Origin of the sequence: Paenibacillus taichungensis (assembly GCF_050994985.1) — a bacterium.
GTDB lineage: Bacteria > Bacillota > Bacilli > Paenibacillales > Paenibacillaceae > Paenibacillus > Paenibacillus taichungensis.
Genome location: NZ_CP194720.1, coordinates 819,547 through 840,702 on the forward strand (window position 1 = coordinate 819,547; position 21,156 = coordinate 840,702).

21 protein-coding genes are annotated in these 21,156 nt (G+C 46.5%); 18 read left to right on the forward strand and 3 right to left on the reverse strand.

Annotated elements, in window-relative coordinates; translation table 11 throughout:
* The first annotated feature begins 44 nt into the window (after nt 1-44).
* The 9 genes from ACR1R9_RS03760 to ACR1R9_RS03800 all read left to right on the forward strand — a co-directional run bounded on the left by ACR1R9_RS03760 (nt 45) and on the right by ACR1R9_RS03800 (nt 9,002).
* Nucleotides 45-1,628 carry an AraC family transcriptional regulator gene (locus ACR1R9_RS03760; RefSeq protein ID WP_433948818.1) on the forward strand — a complete coding sequence of 528 codons (1,584 nt, stop codon included), beginning with the start codon at nt 45-47 and terminating at the stop codon, nt 1,626-1,628.
* A gap of 117 nt (nt 1,629-1,745) precedes the next feature.
* Entirely contained in the window at nt 1,746-2,747 is a 1,002-nt protein-coding gene (locus tag ACR1R9_RS03765) for an ABC transporter substrate-binding protein (protein ID WP_090903784.1), read from the forward strand.
* Nucleotides 2,748-2,771: 24 nt separating this feature from the next.
* Nucleotides 2,772-3,779, forward strand: coding sequence for a FecCD family ABC transporter permease (locus tag ACR1R9_RS03770; protein ID WP_064636053.1), 1,008 nt, complete (start codon nt 2,772-2,774; stop codon nt 3,777-3,779).
* Entirely contained in the window at nt 3,772-4,794 is a 1,023-nt protein-coding gene (locus ACR1R9_RS03775; RefSeq protein WP_433921707.1) for a FecCD family ABC transporter permease, read from the forward strand. The genes ACR1R9_RS03770 and ACR1R9_RS03775 overlap by 8 nt, the downstream gene beginning before the upstream one ends.
* A gap of 38 nt (nt 4,795-4,832) precedes the next feature.
* Nucleotides 4,833-5,567, forward strand: coding sequence for an alpha/beta hydrolase (locus ACR1R9_RS03780; RefSeq protein WP_433921706.1), 735 nt, complete (start codon nt 4,833-4,835; stop codon nt 5,565-5,567).
* A gap of 105 nt (nt 5,568-5,672) precedes the next feature.
* Entirely contained in the window at nt 5,673-6,428 is a 756-nt protein-coding gene (locus ACR1R9_RS03785) for an exodeoxyribonuclease III (protein WP_433921705.1), read from the forward strand.
* Nucleotides 6,429-6,699: 271 nt separating this feature from the next.
* Nucleotides 6,700-7,683, forward strand: a complete 984-nt coding sequence (locus ACR1R9_RS03790; RefSeq protein WP_433921704.1) for an alpha/beta fold hydrolase — start codon at nt 6,700-6,702, stop codon at nt 7,681-7,683.
* A 50-nt stretch (nt 7,684-7,733) separates the two neighbouring features.
* Nucleotides 7,734-7,880, forward strand: a complete 147-nt coding sequence (locus tag ACR1R9_RS03795; protein ID WP_433921703.1) for a hypothetical protein — start codon at nt 7,734-7,736, stop codon at nt 7,878-7,880.
* Nucleotides 7,881-8,024: 144 nt separating this feature from the next.
* Nucleotides 8,025-9,002, forward strand: a complete 978-nt coding sequence (locus ACR1R9_RS03800) for a diaminopimelate dehydrogenase (protein WP_433921702.1) — start codon at nt 8,025-8,027, stop codon at nt 9,000-9,002.
* A 115-nt stretch (nt 9,003-9,117) separates the two neighbouring features.
* Here ACR1R9_RS03800 and ACR1R9_RS03805 read toward each other — a convergent pair whose 3' ends face one another.
* Nucleotides 9,118-9,972: a pentapeptide repeat-containing protein gene (locus tag ACR1R9_RS03805; protein ID WP_099857073.1), complete on the reverse strand. Its 855-nt coding sequence runs from the start codon at nt 9,970-9,972 to the stop codon at nt 9,118-9,120.
* A 304-nt stretch (nt 9,973-10,276) separates the two neighbouring features.
* On the opposite strand from ACR1R9_RS03805, the gene ACR1R9_RS03810 reads away from it, so the two are divergent.
* Nucleotides 10,277-10,819, forward strand: a complete 543-nt coding sequence (locus ACR1R9_RS03810) for an NADPH-dependent FMN reductase (RefSeq protein ID WP_076288277.1) — start codon at nt 10,277-10,279, stop codon at nt 10,817-10,819.
* Between the two features lie 194 nt (nt 10,820-11,013).
* Here the strand turns inward: ACR1R9_RS03810 and gdhA are convergent, their stop codons facing one another.
* The gene (gdhA, locus tag ACR1R9_RS03815) at nt 11,014-12,390 is read right to left on the reverse strand and encodes an NADP-specific glutamate dehydrogenase (RefSeq protein ID WP_113053599.1); all 1,377 of its coding nucleotides are present in this window, start codon (nt 12,388-12,390) and stop codon (nt 11,014-11,016) included.
* Between the two features lie 388 nt (nt 12,391-12,778).
* Here gdhA and ACR1R9_RS03820 point away from each other — a divergent pair, with 388 nt between their 5' ends.
* Genes ACR1R9_RS03820 through ACR1R9_RS03830 form a run of 3 tightly spaced genes read left to right on the forward strand, consistent with a single transcriptional unit; the run spans nt 12,779 to nt 14,957 of the window.
* On the forward strand, nt 12,779-13,252 hold the full coding sequence (locus tag ACR1R9_RS03820; protein ID WP_433921701.1) for a GreA/GreB family elongation factor: 474 nt from the start codon (nt 12,779-12,781) through the stop codon (nt 13,250-13,252).
* Entirely contained in the window at nt 13,242-13,748 is a 507-nt protein-coding gene (locus ACR1R9_RS03825; protein ID WP_076287930.1) for a cation:proton antiporter regulatory subunit, read from the forward strand. The genes ACR1R9_RS03820 and ACR1R9_RS03825 overlap by 11 nt, the downstream gene beginning before the upstream one ends.
* A gap of 3 nt (nt 13,749-13,751) precedes the next feature.
* The gene (locus ACR1R9_RS03830) at nt 13,752-14,957 is read left to right on the forward strand and encodes a cation:proton antiporter (RefSeq protein ID WP_099857080.1); all 1,206 of its coding nucleotides are present in this window, start codon (nt 13,752-13,754) and stop codon (nt 14,955-14,957) included.
* 152 nt (nt 14,958-15,109) lie between these two features.
* On the opposite strand, the gene ACR1R9_RS03835 is transcribed toward ACR1R9_RS03830, so the two are convergent.
* Entirely contained in the window at nt 15,110-15,988 is an 879-nt protein-coding gene (locus ACR1R9_RS03835) for a PhzF family phenazine biosynthesis protein (protein ID WP_433921700.1), read from the reverse strand.
* Between the two features lie 180 nt (nt 15,989-16,168).
* On the opposite strand from ACR1R9_RS03835, the gene ACR1R9_RS03840 reads away from it, so the two are divergent.
* The 5 genes from ACR1R9_RS03840 (at nt 16,169) to ACR1R9_RS03860 (ending at nt 21,068) form a co-directional block, all read left to right on the forward strand.
* A complete protein-coding gene (locus ACR1R9_RS03840) occupies nt 16,169-17,095 on the forward strand; it encodes an NADP-dependent oxidoreductase (RefSeq protein ID WP_433948817.1) in 927 nt (308 codons plus the stop codon).
* Between the two features lie 103 nt (nt 17,096-17,198).
* Nucleotides 17,199-17,828 carry a type 1 glutamine amidotransferase family protein gene (locus ACR1R9_RS03845; RefSeq protein WP_433921698.1) on the forward strand — a complete coding sequence of 210 codons (630 nt, stop codon included), beginning with the start codon at nt 17,199-17,201 and terminating at the stop codon, nt 17,826-17,828.
* An 82-nt stretch (nt 17,829-17,910) separates the two neighbouring features.
* A complete protein-coding gene (locus tag ACR1R9_RS03850) occupies nt 17,911-18,648 on the forward strand; it encodes a cyclase family protein (RefSeq protein ID WP_076287935.1) in 738 nt (245 codons plus the stop codon).
* Between the two features lie 250 nt (nt 18,649-18,898).
* Nucleotides 18,899-20,398, forward strand: coding sequence for an ATP-binding protein (locus tag ACR1R9_RS03855; RefSeq protein WP_433921697.1), 1,500 nt, complete (start codon nt 18,899-18,901; stop codon nt 20,396-20,398).
* Entirely contained in the window at nt 20,376-21,068 is a 693-nt protein-coding gene (locus ACR1R9_RS03860) for a response regulator transcription factor (protein ID WP_090903764.1), read from the forward strand. The genes ACR1R9_RS03855 and ACR1R9_RS03860 overlap by 23 nt, the downstream gene beginning before the upstream one ends.
* Nucleotides 21,069-21,156 lie beyond the last annotated feature (88 nt).

Sequence of the window (21,156 nt, forward strand, 5' to 3'; positions counted from 1 at the left end):
TATACCCTAATCAAGAGGTGGATTCCACGTATCTGCTCGACAGAATGACTATAAAATTGCGTGACATGGAGAAAATGAAATCCACTTCGGACTGGAACATTCCCCAGCAGCATACCTCGTCTTATGTGCTTGTCTTGGTCACAGGTGGTGAAGCCTTACTGACACTGGATCGGGGGTCTATCCATATCCACGCACAAGGCGTATATTCCTGTGTACCCGAATCCACTTTTGGTCTGACTTCTTTCGGAGATGAAGGAGCCGAAGTAACGATCATGCGGTTTGACCTTTATCAAGAGTTGCATGATGATCCTGACACCTTGCATGTGGTTAAAGATACCCCGATGTTCAGATCTGGCAAGGAGCTGGCGGTGTCACCAACCGTTCAGCTCTCATTTATGTGCGAAGAAATACACAACCTGTGGCATAGTGGCAGGGCCATGGGACATTTTCAGGCACATGTGCAGTTTCTCCAATTACTCGCAAGCCTTACAGAAGCATCACCTCCGCTCAAGGAAGATTCCCAGATGATGATCCAGCGTACCAAAGATTATATCGATGAGCATTCCAATGAGAATCTAACCGTGGAATATCTGGCAGGCATGGCCGGGCTGAGTCCGAAATATTATGTGGACCTGTTCAAGCGAAGATATGGAATGAGTACAACTGATTATATTTCTTCACTCCGCATTAACCGGGCAAAACAACTGATGGCCGGTACTGAAATGCGTCTGCGGGATATTGCACATCAGGTTGGATATCAGGACGAATTTTACTTCAGTCGCAAATTTAAAAAAGCCATGGGAATATCCCCTTCGGTATATATGAACAGCCGCCGCCGTAAAATTGCGGCCTATCACATTGCGATTACAGGACATTTGCTGGCCCTGAACATGATTCCCTATGCGGCACCGCTGCACCCGAAATGGACATCGTATTATTATCGAATGTATGGCAAGGACATCCCTGTACATCTGAGTGCCTATCGGATTGACATGGAATGGAAATCCAAAATTCAGGCTCTGCAAGAGCATCAGCCCGACCTGATTATCAGTTACGACCATTTGCGACCTGAGGAGAAAGCACAGCTTGAAGGTATTGCACCGGTTCATTACCTCACGGTCTCAGATCACAACTGGCGATCACAGCTTCAGATTCTGGCTGAACATCTGGGGACACAGCAGGATGCCAAGAGTTGGCTGGAAACTTATGATCATAAGGTTGATCAGGTCAAAACGATGATGCAGCAAAAGCTTGGCAACGAGAAGGTAGTTGTTGTCCGTTTGTTAAAACATCAGTTCACACGTTATTGTTCACCTTCCATGTTGGAAGTGTTATATGGAGATTTAGCGGTTAAACCAGCCCATGTCAGTGAAGAAGGGGAAATATATAACGAGCCGATTACGCTGGAACAGCTGGATGAAATGCAGAACGATTGGATATTTCTGATGGTATGTCAGGAGAGTGAGACGTTATCCTTCTGGGAGGATGTGCAGAAAACCTCCTTGTGGCAAAATATAAAATCCGTTCAGAATAACCGGTTATTTATCATCCCAGCTGATCCCTGGCTTGAGAACTCGCCCCTCGCCAATGAACGCATCCTGGACGATCTGATGGATCGCTATCGGTGAAAAATCCATAGAGATTCAGGACAGAGTCCATGGTTCTGTCCGTCATTCTTGTTTATCATTCAATAATGATTATTATTCTCAATTAGAATAATCGAAATTGAAGGGGGATCACCAGAGATGAAAAAGAAATTGGGGTTATGGTTGGTAATGATATGTATGCTCGCAGTATTAGGAGCGTGCGGCAATAAAGAGGACGCGTCAGGGAATGCGGAGAATTCAGCTTCGACCGGAACCGAGGCGTCGACCAATGAAACGGACACAGCTGAGGCAGCTGAAGGCACACGAACCATTAAATACTTAGATAAAGAGTACACAGTCCCAACAGAAGTTAACCGTATTGTTATTACTGGTTCCATGGAAGCGATGGAGGATGCGCTGGTTCTTGATGTACATCCGGTAGGGGCAATTACTTTTGGCGGCGAATTCCCGGAGATGTATGCTTCTATCACGGATCAAGCTGAGTCCATTGGGCAGAAGATTGAGCCTAACTTTGAGACCATTTTGTCCCTGAAACCGGATATTATCTTGGGTTCCACCAAGTTTAAACCTGAAGTGGCCGAGCAGTTAAGTAAAATTGCGCCATTTATTCAGGTGTCCCATATTGCTACGGATTGGGAGTCGAACCTGAATCTGCTGGCTGAGCTGACAGGCAAGCAGGAACAGGCCAAACAGGAAATTGAACAGTATAGGGCTGCTCTGACTACTGCCCAGGCTGAATTAGGCGACAAACTTGAAAACAAAAAAGTGCTGGCAGTGCGTATTCGTAACGGACAAATGTATGTGTATCCTGAGTCTGTCTTTGTGAATCCGATTCTGTATGGAGACCTTGGATTCCAGGTTCCGGCCGAGATTCAGGCAGCCAAAGCGCAGGAAGCACTTTCGGTAGAGAAGTTTGCAGAGATGAACCCGGATTATGTGTTTGTACAATTTGAGACATCTGAGAACTCCGATACCCCGAATGCCCTGACAGATCTGCAAAACAACCCGATTATCCAGAAGACAACCGCGCTGAAGGAAAATCATGCTTTTGTCAATGTCATTGATCCATTGGCTGAAGGTGGTCCGGCCTGGAGTCGTATTGAATTCCTGAAAGCAGCAGTTGAGCAGTTATCCAAATAATTAGAGCAAGGCGTGTATACTCCTATGCAAAAAAGAAGATTGAATCCGGTGGTGCTGTTCGCAGCAGCACCTCTGTTCATTGCAGTTACCATTCTGGCGTCCGTGATGTACGGAGCCAAGAGCATTGACGTTTCGACCATAACGGCAGCCATTTTCCATTTTGATACAGACAGCATCGATCACCAGATCATCGTGTCATCCCGGCTCCCGCGTGTTATTGGTGCTCTATTGATCGGGGCTTTTCTGGCGGTGTCAGGTGCGCTCATGCAGGGGATGACAAGAAACTATCTTGCATCCCCTTCCATTATGGGGGTATCCGATGGATCGGTAGTGGTCATCACCTTATGTATGGTATTTATGCCGAATACGTCATCTCTTGGTCTGATATTTTACTCTTTAGCGGGATCGGCACTTGGAGCAGGACTGGTATTTTTCATAGCCTGGTTACTGCCGGGCGGCATGTCGCCTGTTCGGCTTGCCATTCTGGGCACGATTATTGGTACATTCCTCGGTGGTGTATCTCAGGCCGTGGCTACCTATTATCAGGTGTCTCAAACGATCAGTTTCTGGTATAACGCCAGATTGCATCAGATGGACCCGGGCATGATCAAGCTGATTATTCCATTTGCTGTGGTGGGACTGGCGTTAGCCATCATTCTTTCCAAGTCTATTACCATTCTGTCGATGGGCGATGATGTGGCAACAAGCCTGGGGCAGCGTACCGGATGGGTTAAGGCTTTATCGATACTGAGTGTGGTTATCCTGACTGGAATATCTGTGGCTTTGGCGGGCAAAATCGCTTTTGTCGGTTTGTTGGTTCCGCATATTACCCGATTTCTCTTCGGGGTAGATTACCGCTGGATTATTCCGTGTTCCGCTCTGCTGGGCGGATTCTTTTTGGCCTGGTGTGACATCTTGAGTCGTTTCATTAACTCTCCGTTTGAAACACCAATTGGAGTAGTCACCGCATTATTTGGCGTTCCCTTCTTCCTTTATCTGATCAAAACCAAAGGAGGGGGAAAACATGCCTGAACCGCAGCAGGGAAGATTATGGGCCGTCATTTTCATAAGTTCAATAATCATTGCAGCAGCCGTTTATATCAGTTTGACTAATGGTGCGTTTGACATATCGGTGATGGATGTGGTCAAAACGTTATTACGGCTGGACCCTGTCCATGAGCATGATCTGGTCATTTTTGATTTCAGGCTGCCGCGTATTGTCATTGCATTACTGCTTGGCCTGGGACTCGGGATTGCCGGAGCTGTTATTCAGGGCATCGCCCGCAATCCGCTGGCTGACCCCGGCATGCTTGGGATTAACGCAGGTGCCGGAACAGCAATGGTGCTCTTTATGCTTCTGTTTCATGGGTCCATAACAGGTACAGGATGGTTGTCCATTATGGCGATGCCACTGTTTGGCCTGGTGGGTGGATTAACGGCAGTTATTCTCATCTTGTGGTTTGCACAGGAGCGTGGTCAGTTGGATTCCCAAAGGCTTATTCTGGTCGGGATTGCCATCGGTTCAGGTTTTAGTGCAATTACGCTTTATCTTTCCCTAAAGATGAACCCGTCCGATTTTGAGATGGCTACCGTCTGGCTGACAGGCAGCATTTATAATGCCAATTGGCGATACATATCGGCGATGATTCCATGGCTGGTTCTGCTGATTCCTTTGCTTTGGGCTAAATCCCGTGTGCTGGATGTCATGCAGCTGCAGGAGGCCAGCAGTATGGGACTCGGCGTGGATGTTCATCGGGAGAGAAAAATATTGTTGCTGGGCAGTGTTGGGCTCGTCAGTGCCTGTGTTGCCGTATCCGGGAGTATCGGATTTGTTGGGTTAATCGCTCCTCATATTGCACGGCGGCTGGTGGGGCTTCACCATAAACGGGTCATTCCGATATCCGGGTTGGTCGGCATGGCGATGGTTGTTGTAGGGGATTTGATTGGTAAAACGGTGTTTGCCCCGGCAGAACTGCCTGTGGGCATCGTTATCTCCATTATTGGCGTTCCTTATTTCATCTTTTTACTGCTCAAGAACCGGATGTAACAAGCCAGATTTGAAACAGGAGGGAAGGGTTCCATATCATGAGTAAATGGGTACAGGAGTCGGTTAATGGTTGGACGCTCCATCTGCTGCTTCCGCCATCTTACACAGAGGGAGATCGTCATTACCCGGTCGTTTATATTCAGGATGGAGGTGCGGTAGCCAAAGCCTGCAGCAATCTGCTGGATCATTCTTTTCGCTCCGGAAAACTGCCTGAATTGATTTTGGTCGGTATTGAACCTCACAATCGCAACGATGACTACACGCCATGGCCTGTACCAGCGCTACATGAATCCTTTTCGGCCTTTGGCGGTCAGGGAATCATATATCTGAAGGCGATCACTGAGCAGCTGAAACCGTATGTGGACTCGTCTTACCGTACTCTTACAGATTCAGAGAATACAGGTATACTTGGCTGTTCGCTCGGTGGGCTGATCTCTCTGTTTGCGGCGATGGAATTCCCTCATATCTTTGGAAAGGTTGGGGCGTTATCAGCCTCAATGTGGTATGAAGGTTTCCTCGATTATATGAGTGACTATTCCTGGGCTGAACGCCGCGGGTTGAAGTTGTATATGTACGTTGGGAGTCTGGAAGGTGTGTACAAGGCTAATGCCCAAGCACAAATGCTGGAAAATACACGTTCTGCGTGTCGCATGATTTTGGCCCAGGGCTATCCTGCCGAGCGGCTGAATTACGTGGAGGAAGAGGGCGGGACGCATGATCTTTTATTTTTTGCCAAGCATCTGCCTGAAGCATTAACCTGGTTGTTTCAGTGAGCATAGGGCTTAGTAAGCGCTCATTCTGTTTGGATATCGTCACACCTCAGCTTGTCCTTCCGAATTCGCCCATGCTATATTGGGGAGATGTGAGGAGATGAGGATATGAAGCTGGTGTCCTGGAATGTAAATGGATTGCGGGCATGTGTTACCAAAGGATTCATGGATTATTATAACGAGAGTCAAGCCGATATTTTCTGTGTGCAGGAGACCAAGCTGCAGGCAGGACAGATCGAAATGGATCTGGGTGAAGACGTATATCAATACTGGAATTATGCTGTCAAAAAAGGATACTCCGGCACAGCCATATTTACCCGGATCAAGCCGCTATCTGTCTGGTACGGGATAGAGGAAGATAGTGAACCGGAAGGCCGAATGGTTACGCTGGAGTTTGATCATTTTTATCTAATCAACGTATATACCCCCAATGCGAAGCGGGATCTGACCAGACTTCCTTACCGTTTGGAATGGGAGGATCGGTTCAGAGGGTACGTGCTGCAATTGGAGCAGACCAAGCCGGTTATCGTATGTGGTGACCTGAATGTAGCCCATCAGGAGATCGACCTGAAGAATCCGAAGCCGAATCTGGGCAACTCGGGATTCACGCTGGAAGAGCGAGGCAAAATGACCGATCTGCTGGCTGCTGGATATGTGGATAGCTTCCGTCATCTGTACCCGGATCGCACGGATGTGTTCAGTTGGTGGTCGTACATGCCCAAGGTAAGAGAGCGTAATGTTGGATGGCGGATCGATTATTTTCTTGTGTCCAATCAGCTGGCTCCGAAGGTTTCAGAGGCGCATATTGATTGCCATGTCATGGGCAGTGATCATTGCCCGGTGGGTCTCACGTTGCAATTGTAGATTGCAGAGGGTTTATTTGGCTTTTTACAAAATGAATATCATCAAAACCGCAGGTTTCCGTTATCGGGAATTTGCGGTTATTTTACGTTGTCTATATGATTATCTTCCCTTTGGTACAGGTCTCAATGGTATTTTTCATCCTGCGGGTAGGGGGTGGAACTAGACTTAGGTTGGGGAAAGAACTGGACCCGGGATCGTTCCGTTTCCCCCCGTACTTGGGTAAGATTGAAGAATACATATAGAAGAAGAGCCGGGTAAGGGGTAGAGAACGATGAAGAAGGGGTTACGGAGAGGTTTGAAGGGGCTGGGTGGCCTGATGCTGGCAACAGGGCTTCTGCTGCTGGCAGGAACCGCGTACGAGGCATATCAGTCGACACAGGACATGAAATCTTATACTGCACCGGGCAAAATGTATGAGGTGAGCGGACGTAAAATGCATCTCTATACAACGGGAAGAGGAAATGCGACAGTTGTCCTGGCTTCAGGCTGGGGTACGCCCAATCCGTATGTTGATTTCAGCCCGCTATATAACAAGTTGAAATCCCAGGTGAAAATTGCGGTGTATGATCGGTTCGGTTACGGGTATAGCGATTATACGGATCGGCCACGTGATATCGATACCATTACAGAGGAAATCCATCAATTGCTGCGAGTATCCGGCCAACGTCCGCCGTATATCATGGTAGGTCATTCTCTCGGATCGCTGGAGACCGTGCGATTCGCACAAATGTACCCCGATGAGGTAGCTGGCATGGTCATGATTGATGGAGGAAGTCCCGAATATTACAGCACTGTTGCTATGGAGCAATCGGACTGGTATTTCGATTCAGCCCGTCTTCTGGTGAAAACAGGAATTGTGCGTACATTACTGCATTGGGATCGGATAACAGAATCTTTGGTCGTTAACCCGGATCTCGTTACGGAGTCAATGAGAAAGGCAGCCACCATTTCCACACTCAAGCATGCTTACAATGACAACGTGATTGGAGAGATGCGCAATTCCAAGACGAACGCAGCCCATATCCTGGAGCATAAAAAGGAATTCTCCTTCCCGTTAACCATTCTGACGGCCGGTTCAGAGAAACCAAGCGAAGGCAGCCGGGCATGGCAGGCAGATCAAGCCAATTTTGCTTCATGGTCCAGTCAAGGATCACAGGTCACTGTGGCACACGCCAAACACGATATTCATAACAGTCAGCCGGATATTGTCGCTAGTGAAATTTTGGAGTTGGTGAAGCGGTCCGGTGAACTATGAAGAACATAATCCAGCCAAAATATAGCAAACAGGATGAGGAGGTAGGATGGATGAAAAAGATCAGAACCGCATCAAGATTCCTTTCCTTACTCCTGGCAAGTTGTCTGTTGTCTCTAACGGTGCTGTCCGTTTCCATTTTGTTTGCTACTTCTTCCGTGGATGCCATACCTTTTATCCATTCGGTTGGACGTGATTAGAATAAAAGGAATATATCAGGCCTTGCTGCTCTGCATGCAAGGTATTTTTATTTCAAACTGGAAACCTGACAATTTACATGTTATGTTATATCATTATACTAGATAAAGTAGGCAACTATAGATGAAGACAGGAGAGGATTGAACATGGTCAAAGTTGGTATCGTAGGTTACGGAAATCTGGGCAAAGGTGTAGAGAAAGCTATTACTCAAAACCCGGATATGGAGCTTGTTGCTGTATTTACACGTCGTAACCCGGAGCAGATGGTTGCAGAAGGTACGGAGGTTCGTTTCGAACATATCTCTGCTGCTGAGCAATACATAGGCAAAATTGATGTGATGATTCTGTGTGGAGGTTCGGCAACCGATCTTCCGGAGCAGACACCTGCAATTGCAAAATTGTTCAATACGGTGGATAGCTTCGATACACATGCCAAAATCCCTGAATTCTATAAAGAAGTTAACGCCGCGGCAGAGCAAGGTGGCCACGTGAGCGTCATTTCCACAGGTTGGGACCCAGGCTTGTTCTCCATGAACCGACTGCTTGCCCAATCGATCCTGCCAGAAGGTAAAGAGTACACGTTCTGGGGTAAAGGGGTAAGCCAAGGTCACTCCGATGCCATCCGTCGTGTTCCTGGCGTTAAGGCTGGTGTGCAATACACTGTACCTGTTGAAGAAGTAATCAACAGCATTCGTGCTGGGGCGACCCCAGAATTGACCACACGTGAGAAGCATCTGCGTCAATGCTATGTAGTTGCAGAAGCCGGTGCAAATCACGACGAGATTCGTGAAACGATTGTATCCATGCCGAACTATTTCTCGGATTACGATACAACGGTGACGTTTATTACTGAAGAGCAATTGAAGGCTGAGCATGAAGGCATGCCGCACGGTGGATTTGTCATTCGTAGTGGAGTTACAGGCGCAGGCCAGAAACAAATTATTGAATTTGGTCTGAAGCTCGACAGCAATCCTGAATTTACCGCAAGTGTACTGGTGGCTTATGCAAGAGCCGCACAACGTTTGAGTCTGGAAGGACACAAAGGGGCTAAGACGGTATTTGATATCCCACTCGGTCACCTGTCTCCTAAATCGGCTGAGGACCTTCGCCGCGACTTGCTGTAGTCCGTTAATTCATTACCGCAGTTGTAAGTCCTGAGTTTTATATCTAAAATGTAATACAACACAAATAGCTCGTCCTTCTAAAAAGAGGGACGAGCTATTTGTTGTACAGTCTTCCCTACATCCAGTGTGAGGGAATGTTTAAATGATCCGGCAACTTGGTATCTGCACTGCCTTTTGCCGAGTTGAGCTGGGATTGCGTCAGAAAGATGCTGCCTCTCAGATCCGCTCCACCCAGATTCGCATCCCGCATGTCAGCCCCAATTAGATCGGTCTTTCTCATATCTGCGTTTCGTAGGTCAGCCGCTATCATTAAGGCACCTCTAAAGCTTGCACCCCGAAGGTCAGCGCCTTTAAGATTGGCTCCTAGAAAGTCTCTTCCGGTACCCTTTTTGGTCTTCGATTTGGATGGTCCCTTACCCGAAGCTGGAACCTTTGCCCGCACCATCTCGCTGGCCTGTACAAGCAGTTCGTTCACCACCGCCCGATGTGAGGGAATATCGAGACGTAATATGGCAGATGGATCCAGATCGGTTAGTCGTTCCATTTCCACATATAGGTCCTTCAACGCTGCATGGATGGATGATGTTTCCGGCAGCTGTAGCATTTCATTGATATAGCTCATCATCTCATGAAGCTGCTTCATGACAGGCAAGCAATCGAACATTTCAGCAGCTGATTCCGGATGGTTACGCCAATCCTTGCCCGCATATGTAATTTGTGATAGTTTCTGACCAGCTCCGAAACAATCGTAGACTGTGCAGCCCTTGAACCCTTTCTGTCGCAGCTGTGTATGGATGCCACAGCGGTTATCGGTACGAAGATTGGAACAGGGGGTACCGCTAGATTTATCAAAAGCAAAGTCTGAGGATTTGCCATACGGCAAGGCGACACAGCATAGCCCAAAACATTGCTCGCAGTCTGCGCTTAAATGCAGAGTAGCCTGATTGCTACTGAATGCTTGGTTAGTCATTTGTACACTTCCTTTTATTAAAAAGAATGCTATTTTAAGGTCAGTACAACTTTACCATCAGGCTGGATTTCGATCAATATGCTGCTATGTAGAATAAATTCATAACAATATTTGTATGATAAAGATAAAGTGAAAAAAATATATACAAACTTTACGTAAGTTACTTGACTAAATGAATTTAATTACTTATTATCAATATCAACAGAAGAAATTAAACCAAACGGTACAGGATGGTGTCAATATGGGTTTTATGGATAAATTATTTGGAAAAACAAACAACAACACACAAGAGGAGGAAGAAACGATGTCGAAACTTAACATTGGAATTATTCTTGGGAGCACACGTGAGGGGCGTTTGAGTCCACAGGTTGGAGAATGGGTAAAGCAGATTGCGGATGCACGTGGTGATGCCAACTATGAAATCGTGGATATTGCTGATTACAAGCTGCCTCTCTTGGGAGAAGCGGATGCAACGGAGCAGGCTACTGCCTGGAATGTGAAGCTGGCAAGTCTGGATGGGTTCGTATTCATTGTACAGGAGTATAATCACAGCATCTCTGCATCGTTGAAGAATGCACTAGATTACGCACGTGAGGCATGGAACAACAAGGCGGCAGGTATTGTAAGTTATGGTTCCGTAGGTGGTGCACGTGCAGCAGAACATCTGCGGGGCATTCTAGGTGAGTTGTCGGTTGCTGATGTTCGTGTTCATCCGGCACTGTCGCTGTTTACCGATTTTGAGAACGGAACGACCTTTAAACCGGCCGATCTGCATCTGACCAATCTGAACGGCATGCTGGATCAGGTGCTGTCCTGGAGCGGAGCTCTAAAAACGGTACGTTCATAAGTACATGTGAGTCTACGGTTCTCTTTACAAAGGAATTAAGAGACTGATACTGCGATTCGAGTGACATCGTTATCTATATCTATGTTAAAGGGCAGTTCTCCATTCGGGAGAACTGCCCTTTGCTTATATCTATGCGATAAGATGCATCGTTTAGCAGATGTTCGGTAATGCAGAGAGTTATGACACCCAAAGAATTAGACGATACCTTGCGCAAGCATGGCGTCTGCCACTTTCAGGAAGCCAGCGATGTTCGCTCCGGCAAGCAGGTTACCTGCACAGCCGTACTCATCCGCTGCCTGAACACAGCTAGTGTAGATGTTAGACATAATGTCATGCAGCTTGGCGTCCACTTCTTCAAATGACCAGGACAACCGCATGCTGTTCTGCGACATTTCAAGTGCGGACACGGCAACTCCGCCAGCATTAGCCGCTTTGGCTGGTCCAAACAGAACGCCTTCTTTATGGAAAACGTCAATCGCAGCCAGAGTGGAAGGCATGTTCGCTCCTTCACCGATCGCTTTAACTCCGCCTTGCACAAGCAATGCTGCAGCCTGTTCGTCGATTTCGTTTTGCGTTGCACAAGGCAACGCGATATCACAAGGGATAGACCAGATGCCTTCACAGCCTTCGGTATACACGGCATGTGGATGCTCTTTGACATATTCGCTGATCCGCAGGCGATCAACCTCTTTTAATCTTTTTACGGTATCCAGATTGATTCCTTGAGCATCATAGATGTAACCACCGGAGTCACTACACGCCACAACATGAGCTCCAAGCTCCTGAGCCTTCTGAATGGCATAGATGGATACATTACCCGAACCGGAGACAACCACCGTGCTGTCCTTGAAGCTCAGTCCTTTGGAGGCCAACATCTCCTTCACAAAGTACACGCATCCGAATCCTGTAGCTTCCTTACGTGCAAGACTTCCTCCGTACAGCAAGCCTTTACCTGTGAGTACGCCAGCTTCGTGTCCACCGCTGATGCGTTTGTACTGTCCGAACATATAACCGATTTCCCGTGCACCTACACCGATGTCGCCGGCAGGTACGTCCGCATCGGAACCGATATATTTGTACAGCTCAGTCATGAAGCTTTGAGTGAAACGCATGACTTCCAGATCTGATTTTCCTTTTGGATCGAAGTCGGAACCACCTTTACCACCGCCGATTGGCAGGCCAGTCAGGGCATTTTTGAAAATTTGTTCGAACCCAAGGAATTTAACGATTCCCGAATAAACAGAAGGATGGAAACGAAGTCCACCTTTGTAAGGCCCAATAGCGCTGTTGAACTGAACACGGAATCCACGGTTTACTTGTACCTTGCCTTGATCATCTACCCAAGGCACGCGGAACGTAATGACACGTTCTGGCTCAACAAGCTGTTCAAGCAAGCCATTCTCCCGATATTTCGGGTGAGCTGCAATGACAGGAATAAGCGAGTCCAGGATCTCTTTGACAGCCTGATGGAATTCACTTTCCTGTGGATTTCTGGCGATAACCGATTCGTAAACGGAATGAACATACTCTGCGGCAGTTACTTGAGTTGAATCCTTAGTTATAGTCGACACTTTTTCAATGCACTCCTTTATTGTGTTAAAGTCTTGGGATGGCTATTTGTATAAATTGCATAAAAGTTTGTAGTTAAATATACAGGAAACAAAATAAAAATACGAGATGAAAACCCATAAAATGTTTTTTATGACGTTATTAAAATCTTCTATGGATCTGTCATATGATGTAAAGGTTAAGTTTGGAAGCTGGATTGACGCCCTTTTTATCATTATACAACGCAAAGTTAACAGAATAGCTGGATTAAAAAATTTGTTTTGGTAAGATGGTAGTAAGACCGCGGTATCCGTGGTTTTTTTATCTATATGAAGGAGGAGAACAACATGATGAAGAAAAACATGCGAATCAACATGGAGAACAGGGCTTGTATAGGAGGTGAGATTTATTATGAACCATAGGACCTCCTTTCAAAATTGCAGAGAAATGCTGGTGAACCAGCTCATTATATTCGGTGAAGAGAAAAGAACATTTCTCGACGCCTATTTTGACGTGCGTGATCCGGAACGTTCGCAGATGGAACGACTGCTCGCAAAATATACGACGTGTGTGGAGAAGCTGCTCCTTGGTTCGGATGAAGCTCTGGAATCGGTGGTACTTATCGGTAGTTTGATCCGTTTTGAGTACGTTGACTTCCATACATCTGATTCATTCACCATTGTTATGCCAGATGACGCGGACCCGGATGCGGGGCATATTTCATTCCTCTCCCCTGTGGGGCGGCAATTATTGCTTGGGCTCAAGGGAGAAGTGAGGTCGATTAATATACCGGCTGGCTCCATGCGAGTACGCATTACGGATATTACGTTAAACAAAGAGTCCTTGAATCGGATGTCCACTGGGGGTGCAGATCATGCACTTTAAAGAGACAGATTTGCCGGGAATTGGACGCAAGTATTGGCTGCACACACGAAGCGGTGAGCATCTGGTCATTGTCATCCATAATGACGAGCGACGTGACCTGTTTCACATGGAATCAGGCGATTCACCTGAAGAACTGGGAGATATGGTGTCACTGGTCACACTGGATGATGATGAGGCACGTGCGGTTGCTGCTATTGTCGGTGGCATGACGTACAAACCAACCTTTCAGGATGAGCGTGAAGTTATGCTGGAGGGACTGTTAATTGAGTGGCTCCGTATTGAGCCGCATTCAGAGAGCATAGGAAGAACGATCGGAGAACTGAATATTCGCCAGGCAACAGGAGCAGTTATTCTGGCTGTGGTGGAGAAGAACAGGACGAAGCAGTTTAATCCAGGTCCGGACTATATCTTTACCGCGGGGGCTACGGTTGTTGTCGCTGGTGAACGGGATCAGATCAAACTGTTAAAACAGTTGTTATCCAATGGACGGCTCTAGCCTATGGATATGCTCATATTCGAAGTGGGAATTGCCGTTGCGCTGATTACACTTACGGGGCTGATATCTGCAAGATTACGATTTTCGGTCATTCCTTTCTATATTCTGATTGGTATGGCTGTTGGACCGCATGCACCACAGATCGGCATTGTGGATTTGCGTTTTATCGAAAGCTCGGAATTTATTGAATTTATGGGCAGGCTGGGTATCCTGTTTTTGCTCTTTTATCTGGGATTGGAATTTTCGGTCTCCCGCCTGATGAAGTCAGGCAAAGCCATTTTAACCGGAGGTATGTTCTACGTTGGCCTTAACTTTGCTTCCGGTCTGCTGCTGGGATGGTTCATGGAACTGCCACTTAAAGAAACATTAGTTGTCTGTGGTATTATGACGAGTTCTTCCACAGCTATTGTGGCTAAAGTACTCGTGGATCTTAAGCGCACGGCGAACCCGGAGACGGAGATTATTATGGGCATGATCATGTTTGATGATCTATTCATCGCCATCCATATATCGATTCTGACGGGGCTTGTACTTAGTGGGGCTACCTCATTCCTCAGCGTCTTGCTCGTATCCCTGTCTGCGCTGCTCTTTATTGTGCTATTTCTGATCATAGGCAGGAAATGCATCAAATATATTGATAAGGCACTCAACATCAAGTCATCGGAGTTATTTCTGCTTACGGTTATGACGCTGCTCTTTTTGGTGGCTGGTTTCTCGGAAACGTTGCATGTAGCCGAGGCGATTGGAGCTCTGATGATGGGGCTTGTTCTGGGGGAATCCAGACATGCCAGCCGAATTGAGCATCAGATTATGCCGTTCAAAGATTTCTTTGGGGCCATCTTCTTTTTCAGCTTTGGCCTGACTATTGAACCCTCGACCCTTGGCGGGGCCGTTGGAATGACCGTGATTGCCGTTATTCTGACCATTGCCAGCAACTATGGTGCGGGCATGATCGCTGGCAGACTCTCTGGGATGACTCCCAAGGCTTCTCTCAATGTGGGATTCACGCTCGTATCCCGTGGAGAGTTCTCTATCATTATGGCGAACATCGGCAAGGCAGGAGGCCTGATGGCATCCATTCAGTCTTTTGCCGTGTTATATGTGTTGATTCTGGCAGTGCTTGGCCCGATCCTGACGAAAGAATCACCTTGGATCTACAGTCAATACGCTCGCTTGAGGAAAAGAATGAGGGGGAAAGAGACGGGATGAATTGTGCATCTGTTTGCCACGTCTTTACAGCGTAGGTTGGTACACAGATGCAAACACGCATTGAATCTAATCCATTGTTTAACCGTAAACGCCACACTGCTTGGAGTATATCTCTCCTTGGTGTGGCGTTTATTGTATCGGGACCGGGGAATTCATGAAAGTTGGATTCGAATGTTCTCTATATGAACCGCGACCCCGCCCACTTGAATCTTGGTGATTTCATTGGAAATGCCCAGCGTTAATCTGGCACGAATCTCCGAGGGGCGGTTCATGGTGTATCCTTGTCTAATCGTATAAGTTGTATCGTGGGGATCTGAAATTTGGTTGTTTTTATGTAAATAACAGAGTAAAGCACCGTTAGATGTACCAGTTGCGCTCTCTTCTGGGATATCGTAAAGGGGAGCAAAGTTCCGGCATTCTGCGAGAGTGCTCTCTTTATCTGGTTTGAGTGCAAATACGTGATAACCTACGACATGGTTAGCTTTGCTAATTTCAGCGATAAGCTTAAAATCAGGAATGATTTTTGACAGCACATCAACATGGTTAACGGCAATCAAGATATCGCGCAGTCCGGTAGATACGATCTGTACAGGTAATTCAGCGTGTAAATCATGTGTAGAAATACCCAGAGAATCTGCAATGTCTTGTCGGTCAACGATCTCTCCAAACTCCGGAAGCGCCTGAGACAGATAGACTTCACCATTGTTGTGGACAACTACTTCAAGTATTCCGGCTAACGTCTCCAGCGTGTATACACCTACATCAACGATATGTTGTGCTTTCATTAAATAAAATAAGGCAATCGTTGCATGTCCGCATAGATCAACTTCATCACTAGGGGTGAAGTAACGAACTTTGAAATCAGCCTGATCGGATGGCATAACAAACGCGGTCTCTGAGAATCCAACTTGTCTGGCAATCTCCTGCATCTGGGAGTCGGACAAGTGTCCTGCTTGTAAAACAACGCCTGCGGGATTTCCGCCTAGAGGCTTATCCGAAAATGCATGTAACGTACTTACTTCAATTTCCACATTCCTACCTCGCTTGTTCAGTTATTTAGGTTCAACTGTACTACATTATATCATGGTTACTAATCAGGCTTGTGAACCCAAACCTGCTGCGAATTCATGAATATAGGTCAAATGAACGTCCGGGAAGGGTAATGAAGAAGGAGAGTAAACGATAATGCTATGGAAAGGCTGGGATCTCTAATGAAAGCAATTGTGATTGAAAAGTTCGGTGGAGCAGAACAATTGAAGGAAAAGGAAATGCCCAAGCCGGCATGTGGAGTCAATCAGGTGCTAATCCGCATTCATGCTACTTCTGTGAACCCGGTGGATTTTAAAGTCAGACAAGGCCATATGAAAGATGCAGCGGATTCTTTTCCACTTATATTGGGCGGGGATGTTGCCGGTACGGTGACTGATGCGGGTTCGAATGTGGCAAGGTTCAGAGCGGGAGATCGCATATTTGCTCGTCCTCGTCATTTCGGGACTTATGCAGAATATGTGGCCGTGGATGCGGACATCATTGCCCGTATTCCGGAAAATCTGAGCTTTGAGGAAGCAGCTGCCATACCTCTAGCCGCCATGACCGCCTGGCAGGCACTTGTTGACCATGGACGGCTTGCCAAAGGGCAGAAGGTTCTCATTCACGCGGGAGCAGGTGGTGTAGGAACCTTTGCTATTCAGATTGCCAAATATCTTGGCGCTGAAGTGGCTTCCACGGCGAGTGAATCGAATGAAGAACTGCTTCGTTCGCTGGGAGTGGACCATTTTATCAATTATAAAAAAGAAGACTTCTCGGAGATTCTCTCCGGGTATGATGTCGTGCTGGATACGATGGGTGGCGACATTCAGCGTAATAGCTTCAAGGTATTGAAGGCCGGTGGACATCTGGTGTCGCTTGTGGAACAGCCGGATGAAACGCTGGCTAAGGAAGCAGGTGTAACGGCCAATGTGTTCATGATGGAACCCAAAGGGGATCAACTCGATCAGTTGGCTGAGCTCGCTGCTGAGGGCAAGCTGAGACCTATCATTGATGAGACATACCCCTTGAGTGAACAAGGACTGCGTGAAGCGCACGAAAAAAGCGAAACCCATCATACACGCGGGAAACTGGTCATTCGAGTAGAATAGGTGAGGATTAACCGCTGAATATTTCAAATTTAAAAACTTTACTGACGGAAGATGTCAGTAGATTTTTTTATACTAGGGGTATCCACTAGAAGGGAAGTGCACGATGCATACAAAAAAAGCATATCTTTATGTATTTGATACGATGTCAGACTGGGAGGTAGGTTATTTAATTGCTGAACTAAACTCGGGAAGGTATTTTAAGAAAGGGCTGGAGCCGATAGAGGTGGTTGCTGTTGGCGTTGATAAAAGTCCGGTGACTACCATGGGAGGATTGGAAATATTACCTCGCATTTCAGTTGATGAGTGTAAGTTGGAAAGTACGGATGTGTTGATTCTTCCAGGCGGAAATACTTGGATGGAATCCATTCACGAGCCTATATTAAAAGAAGCTTCAATATCTTTGGAAAAAGGTCATGTTGTTGCGGCAATATGTGGTGCAACCGTTGGACTTGCGAGGGTGGGATTGCTAGACTCCAGAAGGCATACAAGCAACGATCTGGAATATTTGAAAATGATTTGTCCTCATTACATTGGAGAAAAATACTATGAAATGGTACCGGCCGTAACGGATGGCAATTTAGTTACTGCATCGGGCATAGCTCCGTTGGAATTTGCGATGCATGTATTGAAGGTGCTGGATGTATTTACTCCGGAGACTTTAGATTCGTGGTTCAATCTATATCAGACTCATGAAGCAAAATACTTCTTCGAGTTAATGAATTCTATCAAATAGCTGACATTTCGATATGTTCGCATGGAGTGGAATAAGATATAATAGTAACAATTTATTCCATTCTATGTATGAGGTGATTCGGATGTCCAATGAGCTCATTCAAGCGATTCAATTATTAAAAGAAAAGAAGTGGGTGGATCTGACCCATACGTTTGGACCGGAATCTCCGCATTTCTCAGCTTTTGATGCTGCAGCATTCGATACGTTGTTTAATCACGATCAAGGTTTCTTTGCCCAGAGTTTCAGATTTCCTGGTCAATATGGTACGCATCTGGATGCGCCAATTCACTTTGTGCGGGATACCCGGTATCTCGATGAACTGGGGTTGAAGGAGCTTGTGCTACCGCTGGTGGTCATTGATCAATCTGAGGCTGTTGAGAGCAATCCGGATTTCACGCTGGATGTCGATCATATTCTTGAGTTTGAAAAAGAACATGGCGTTATTGAAGCTGGCAGCTTTGTAGCACTGCGTACCGATTGGAGCAAACGCTGGCCCAGTCATGAAGCATTCGACAACAAAGATGCTGAGGGAAACAGTCATGCACCCGGATGGTCAGTCAGTGCGCTAATGTTTTTATTCGAGGAAAGAAAAATACAGGCGATCGGCCATGAGACCTTCGACACTGATTCAGCTGTAGACTATCAAAAGAACGGGGCACTTCTGGCAGAATATTATGTACTTGCCCAGGATACATATCAGGTAGAGCTGTTAACGAATCTGGATCAGGTACCAGCCAAAGGTGCGGTGATCTTCAATATCGTACCTAAGGCCGAAAAGGCGTCCGGCTTTCCAGTGCGCTCGTTTGCTATTTTACCGTAAAACAAAGTTGAACTTAGTATATTGCAAAGGACTCACACACAGTTCTTTCCGAATGATTCGCATAAGTAAATAACTAGGGAGGTGTATTCCTCCTCTAATTGTTGAGAAACCCAGGTCATTTCTACGACCTTGGGTTTTTCTTCTGTTCAGCTAGAACTGCTGATATGGAATACTCCTATGGGCAATTGGATCAATCTTGTGTTAACATGTGCACTAACTAACCCAATAGCATGATTAAGAAGGGGATACCATGTCCATTCGAATAAAAATGTTGCTGTCCTTCACGGGTATGCTCGTCATAAGTCTGCTGTTCATCCTGCTTACAGCTAGTCTGTATACGATTGCTGCAACAGGCGATCTGCAGGGTTTTCGCGATATTTACAAAGTACATTATCAGGTGAATCCACTCACGGAACAGGGAGAATCGATCTTTCAAGAGATGAAGTTTCTGGCCAAAAATGATCCAGACGAGCTGCAGAACAAGGTTTTGCTGCGCGAGTACGACATGAAGCTTCGAGCCGAGAAGTCTGGGCTATACGTCAGACGGGAGAATAACCAGATTTTCGAATCGTTGACCTTCAACCAGCCAGAACTGAAGCAAGCACTGCCTGCCTATGATCTCAACAATTATCAGATTCGCAGCACCTTTAATATCAGTGAGCGATTCTATGCATATGCGAAATTTGATTTTCAATATTCAGATGGAGAAAGAGGAAGTATCTTCGTTATTCGTGAGAGAAGCCCATTTGCAGAGCTTACTCGCAAGCTGCTACCTGTGATGTCACTCCTGCTCATCGGCGTTCTCATTATCGCGAACCTGCTCTTATTCCGCTGGATCACTCGCAGCTTTATTAAGCCATTGAATCAACTGCGGAGCTCAGCCGAACATATTAAAGATGGGAATCTGTCCTTCAAGCTCGAACTTAGCTCCAATGATGAAGTTGGACAACTCAGCGAAGCGTTCGAGAGCATGCGGACTCAATTGCAGCGCTCCAATGAGTTGCGACAGCAAGACGAAGCGAATCGCAGAGAGCTCATCTCCAATATTTCGCATGACCTTCGCACACCGATCACCAATATTAAAGGTTATATTGAGGGGATACGTGACGGAGTGGCCAACACTCCGGAAAAAATGGAATCATACGTTAATATCATTCACTCCAAAGCAGTTAGCATGGATAAGCTGGTGGATGAACTGTTTCTGTATTCAAAGCTCGACTTAAATCAGGAACCTTTCCTGTTTAAAGTGGTAGATCTTGTCGATTTCCTGGAAGACAGCATTGAAGAGCTCAGATACGATCTGGAGGACAAAGGGGTGGCTTTGGATTGGGATAATCGGGCATCTGGATCGGTCATGGCATCTGTTGATCTGGATAAATTAAAACGCACCGTTGTCAATGTAGTGGATAATGCCCTCAAATATATGGAGAATGAACAAAAACGATTCGGGATTACACTTCAAGCAGATGACGAATGGACTACGATAGCCTTTAAGGATAATGGCAGAGGAATACCGGAAGAGGCGCTGCCTTATATATTTGAACGCTTTTATAGGGCAGAGCAATCTCGTAATTCCTCAACAGGCGGAAGTGGATTGGGGCTGGCGATTGCCCGCCAAATCATTGATGGACACGGAGGCTTTATCTGGGCGAAAAGCAAACCCAATGACGGCACGGTCATTTATATCAAACTAAAACGGTTGAATGAAGAGGAGGAGCTTATCGGTAATGACAAACATTTTGATTATTGAGGACGAAACAACGATTGCGGAATTGGAACGGGACTATTTCGAACTCAACGGATTTTCTGTAGAGCTCTGCCATAACGGAGATGAAGGGCTGAAGTTGGCTCTGGAGGGGAGTTACAATCTAATCATTGTTGATCTGATGCTTCCTGGCCTGGATGGCTTCGAATGTTGCAGGCGCATTCGTGAGGTGAAGGAGGTGCCGATCCTTGTCGTCTCCGCGAAGAAGGAGGAGATCGATAAGATTAGAACGTTCAATTTGGGTGTTGATGATTTTATTACGAAGCCGTTCAGCCCAAGTGAGTTGGTTGCAAGAGCGAAAGCTCATTTGACCCGATATGAGAGACTGCTTGGCAAAAGTAAACCAGCCGAGCAAGATGAAATCCACATTCGTGGGCTTCATATCGATAAGGGAGCGCGCCGCGTTTTTGCTAATGGCGAAGAGGTAGCAATTACAACCAAGGAATTCGATCTACTCGTATTTCTTGCGAGTCATCCGAACCGTGTATTCAGCAAATCCGATCTGTTCGAGCGGATCTGGAGCATGGATTCCAGCGGAGATATTGCGACGGTTACCGTCCATATTCGTAAACTGCGTGGGAAGCTGGAGGCAGATCCGAAAAATCCGGAATATATTGAGACCGTCTGGGGTGCGGGCTACCGGTTCACCGTATAAGTTTCGAGAAAAATTAGATTGAGTTTATAGTTTGTTAATATTTTTGTCCTTGGGAGTTTCTTTTTGTCCTCTATTCTATAGATACAGG

What these genes read in the sequence shown, in the direction of transcription:
- ACR1R9_RS03760 (WP_433948818.1), top strand. Translation starts at nt 45, where the DNA reads ATGACTATAAAATTGCGTGACATGGAGAAAATGAAATCCACTTCGGAC.
- ACR1R9_RS03765 (WP_090903784.1), top strand. Translation starts at nt 1,746, where the DNA reads ATGAAAAAGAAATTGGGGTTATGGTTGGTAATGATATGTATGCTCGCA.
- ACR1R9_RS03770 (WP_064636053.1), top strand. Translation starts at nt 2,772, where the DNA reads ATGCAAAAAAGAAGATTGAATCCGGTGGTGCTGTTCGCAGCAGCACCT.
- ACR1R9_RS03775 (WP_433921707.1), top strand. Translation starts at nt 3,772, where the DNA reads ATGCCTGAACCGCAGCAGGGAAGATTATGGGCCGTCATTTTCATAAGT.
- ACR1R9_RS03780 (WP_433921706.1), top strand. Translation starts at nt 4,833, where the DNA reads ATGAGTAAATGGGTACAGGAGTCGGTTAATGGTTGGACGCTCCATCTG.
- ACR1R9_RS03785 (WP_433921705.1), top strand. Translation starts at nt 5,673, where the DNA reads ATGAAGCTGGTGTCCTGGAATGTAAATGGATTGCGGGCATGTGTTACC.
- ACR1R9_RS03790 (WP_433921704.1), top strand. Translation starts at nt 6,700, where the DNA reads ATGAAGAAGGGGTTACGGAGAGGTTTGAAGGGGCTGGGTGGCCTGATG.
- ACR1R9_RS03795 (WP_433921703.1), top strand. Translation starts at nt 7,734, where the DNA reads ATGAAAAAGATCAGAACCGCATCAAGATTCCTTTCCTTACTCCTGGCA.
- ACR1R9_RS03800 (WP_433921702.1), top strand. Translation starts at nt 8,025, where the DNA reads ATGGTCAAAGTTGGTATCGTAGGTTACGGAAATCTGGGCAAAGGTGTA.
- ACR1R9_RS03805 (WP_099857073.1), bottom strand. Translation starts at nt 9,972, where the DNA reads ATGACTAACCAAGCATTCAGTAGCAATCAGGCTACTCTGCATTTAAGC.
- ACR1R9_RS03810 (WP_076288277.1), top strand. Translation starts at nt 10,277, where the DNA reads ATGTCGAAACTTAACATTGGAATTATTCTTGGGAGCACACGTGAGGGG.
- ACR1R9_RS03820 (WP_433921701.1), top strand. Translation starts at nt 12,779, where the DNA reads ATGAACCATAGGACCTCCTTTCAAAATTGCAGAGAAATGCTGGTGAAC.
- ACR1R9_RS03825 (WP_076287930.1), top strand. Translation starts at nt 13,242, where the DNA reads ATGCACTTTAAAGAGACAGATTTGCCGGGAATTGGACGCAAGTATTGG.
- ACR1R9_RS03830 (WP_099857080.1), top strand. Translation starts at nt 13,752, where the DNA reads ATGGATATGCTCATATTCGAAGTGGGAATTGCCGTTGCGCTGATTACA.
- ACR1R9_RS03840 (WP_433948817.1), top strand. Translation starts at nt 16,169, where the DNA reads ATGAAAGCAATTGTGATTGAAAAGTTCGGTGGAGCAGAACAATTGAAG.
- ACR1R9_RS03845 (WP_433921698.1), top strand. Translation starts at nt 17,199, where the DNA reads ATGCATACAAAAAAAGCATATCTTTATGTATTTGATACGATGTCAGAC.
- ACR1R9_RS03850 (WP_076287935.1), top strand. Translation starts at nt 17,911, where the DNA reads ATGTCCAATGAGCTCATTCAAGCGATTCAATTATTAAAAGAAAAGAAG.
- ACR1R9_RS03855 (WP_433921697.1), top strand. Translation starts at nt 18,899, where the DNA reads ATGTCCATTCGAATAAAAATGTTGCTGTCCTTCACGGGTATGCTCGTC.
- ACR1R9_RS03860 (WP_090903764.1), top strand. Translation starts at nt 20,376, where the DNA reads ATGACAAACATTTTGATTATTGAGGACGAAACAACGATTGCGGAATTG.